Origin of the sequence: Brachyspira catarrhinii, assembly GCF_005518285.1 — a bacterium.
In the GTDB taxonomy this organism is placed as follows: Bacteria; Spirochaetota; Brachyspiria; order Brachyspirales; family Brachyspiraceae; genus Brachyspira; species Brachyspira catarrhinii.
The window spans coordinates 1-2,856 of the sequence record NZ_SJDU01000303.1 but is presented as its reverse complement, the minus strand read 5'-3'; the positions used below and the strand labels follow the sequence as shown (position 1 = coordinate 2,856).

4 protein-coding genes are annotated in these 2,856 nt (G+C 24.1%); all 4 read right to left on the bottom strand.

The features are described 5' to 3' along the window. Nucleotides 1–796: methyl-accepting chemotaxis domain-containing protein (locus tag EZH24_RS09735; RefSeq protein WP_201798587.1), on the bottom strand; the 796-nt coding region annotated here is incomplete at its 3' end. Between the two features lie 120 nt (nt 797–916). Further along, a complete protein-coding gene (locus tag EZH24_RS09730) occupies nt 917–1,405 on the bottom strand; it encodes a hypothetical protein (protein WP_137998957.1) in 489 nt (162 codons plus the stop codon). A 24-nt stretch (nt 1,406–1,429) separates the two neighbouring features. Then, a complete protein-coding gene (locus EZH24_RS09725; protein ID WP_137998956.1) occupies nt 1,430–1,969 on the bottom strand; it encodes a hypothetical protein in 540 nt (179 codons plus the stop codon). Nucleotides 1,970–2,172: 203 nt separating this feature from the next. After that, entirely contained in the window at nt 2,173–2,652 is a 480-nt protein-coding gene (locus EZH24_RS09720) for a 3'-5' exonuclease (RefSeq protein WP_137998955.1), read from the bottom strand. Nucleotides 2,653–2,856 lie beyond the last annotated feature (204 nt).

Here is a 2,856-nt window from a genome sequence, read left to right as displayed (position 1 = left end):
CTAATATTTTACCTAAGTTTATTTCAGCTTCTTTAGATGATATTAAAGCTGATTGTTCTTTCACTATATCCGCGTAATTATTTTTTAAATTATCTACATTTACACCATTTAATTTATTGTTTTTATCTATCCATTCATTAAGCCCATTAACAATATTTCCTATAAAATCTCCTACATCTTCCAATTTATCAAGAACAGGACTGAAAGCAACAGCAGCGTTATTTTTAAAATCCTCAATACTATCTCTAAACTTTTCACTTTGAGTATAAGCTCCGTAAATAGCTGCTCCCACTCCTGCTACAGCTCCAGCAACAGCTCCTACTCCAGCACCTGCCAAAACTAATTTTGAGAAACTTCCTTCAAGTCCGTCTAATGCTCTTGTTGCTGTAGGACCAACAACAGGAATAGCTCCGAGATTATCTTTTATTGCCTCAAGTGCTAGGTTGCCTGCTTTTGAATTTTTTTCAATATCTTTCGCAGCATCAGAAACTTTTTTAATTTCTTTTGCGGCATCTTTTGCCTCTTTTGAAACATCGTCTAAAGCATTCGCTTCTTTATTTGTAGAGTCTACACTATCATCAAATGCTTTTGCTAAATCTTTAATAGCTTTTGTTAAATCAGTATTTACTTTAGCTGCCTCTTTCATAAACTTTGAAACATCTTCCAAGCCTGCGGATAAATCATCATTATTTTTTGAAAGTTTTTCTACCGCCTTGCTTGAATTATTTATATTTGTTTCAAAACTGCTGGTATCAGCATTTAATGTAAAATCTATTTGATTTGTAGAAGTTGCCATTAATAAACCTCCCTATTTTTTTATATAAGGAGATTATAATATAATTATATAAATATTTCTTATACAAATGTATAATATTTGAAAAAAAATAAGATTTTTTGTTGATTTTTAGTATATTATTTAATGACCATATGAAAGTATTTCAGAGAATATTTTACAAGTTTTATTATCAATAGAATATTTATATATTTTATCTTCTAAAACATATTCTAAGGTAACATTCCCTTTATTAAAGAAATCTATTAATTTATTTAAATTATTACTACGAACATTTGTAAAACCACTAAATAATAAAATATTATCTAAATGTATTAAATCTAAATCTGATATTTCAAAAACATACTCTCCATTATTAAATCTAACTTGTTTTAAATTATTTAATTTTTTATCTAATGATATAATAGTTTGTATAATATATTCATTATTTTCTGTCTTTGAAGCATTAAAAGACAATGTATTTAATTTTGTTATATTATATACATATGCTTCTAATTTTTTATCATAAGTAAAATATTTCTTGATAAAAACTTCCGGCACTACAAAAGTAACACCATAAGATAAAAAACTAAAAGCGAAAAATAAAGTGAAAATTAATAAAATCTTTTTCATAATATATCTCCTTAAAAATATTAATTATTTTTTAAATCCTAAATCAAGCATTTTAGCAACCATTGAAGAAGTTTTATCATCAATAGGATATTTATAAGTTTTTCCTTTATAATTATACATCATTTGTATATTGCCGTTTTGAAACATTCTTATTGTTTTTAGTTTACTTATATCCGTAAACAATAAAAAATTTGACTCATAAATTAGTATATAGTTATAATCTGCTATATATGTTACAGAAAAAGTAGCTATAAAATCATCATTAAAAAAACTAACTTCTTTAATAGTATCATCTATTTTTTTATCCGTATAAATTTTTATAGTTACATCTGCTTTATCTTTATCAATATTAGGGAGATAAAGAGCAGAAATAGTTACTGTATTAGTTTTATTTTGATTATAAGTATAATAAATTGATTCGTCATCAGGAATAGGATTATTATTAGTATCTACAGGATAATGAGCTTCAAAATAAGCGTCTAATATTTTTTTATCAATAAAAAAACCGAATGCCGAAAAGCTGAAAGCAAAAAATAAAGTGAAAATTAATAAAATCTTTTTCATAATATATCTCCTTAAAAAATCTTATATGTCTATTTTAAATCTTTTTATAGTTTTTACAACGAATTATAAGAGGTTTTTTTATTTTTGATGGCATTTCAAACTTGTATTTATCATTAAATATTTGTTTTATTTTTTTTATTCTATTTATTTTATACATATTTGTATAAATATAGCATTTAATTTTAAAAATTAATAAAAGTTTTTTATAAATCCTCATCATCTTTTGTATATTCATCTAATGAATAATGATAATATTTATTATTTATTTCGGAGATAAATCTGGAAGGTTTATCAAATATAGAATAATTATATTGACTTATAACTGACGGCATAGTTATATAAAGTTTAGACTTAGCACGGGTACAAGCAACATAAAATAATCTTCTTTCCTCATCTAAAGTTTCTATATTTTCTAATGCTCTCTCAGATGGAAACAATCCATCAAGCATATGAATAATAAATACATATTCCCATTCAAGACCTTTAGCTGAATGTACTGTAGATAATGTTAAAGCTTCATTTTCTAATTGTCCTATTAATGGTTTGCTTTCCTGCTGTATTTGATTAGAAGGAGGATCTAAAGCAAAATCACTTATAAATTTTTCTAAATTATTATTATATTCTACAGCCAATGTTATCAATACATCTATATCCAATAATCTATCTTTATAATCATCTTCCATATCTTTTATTATCGGTTCATAATATAATTTTAAATTTTCTATTTTTTTACTACTGATACATTATCATCAGTATTATTTTTTATTGTGTCACCTAATTTTATTAATTCACTAAAATATTTTTTATTTTTAAAAGAATCAAAATTAATAATCCCATTATTTTTTTCTATTTCGTTTACAACTTTTCTAGCTGTAACATTTCCTATA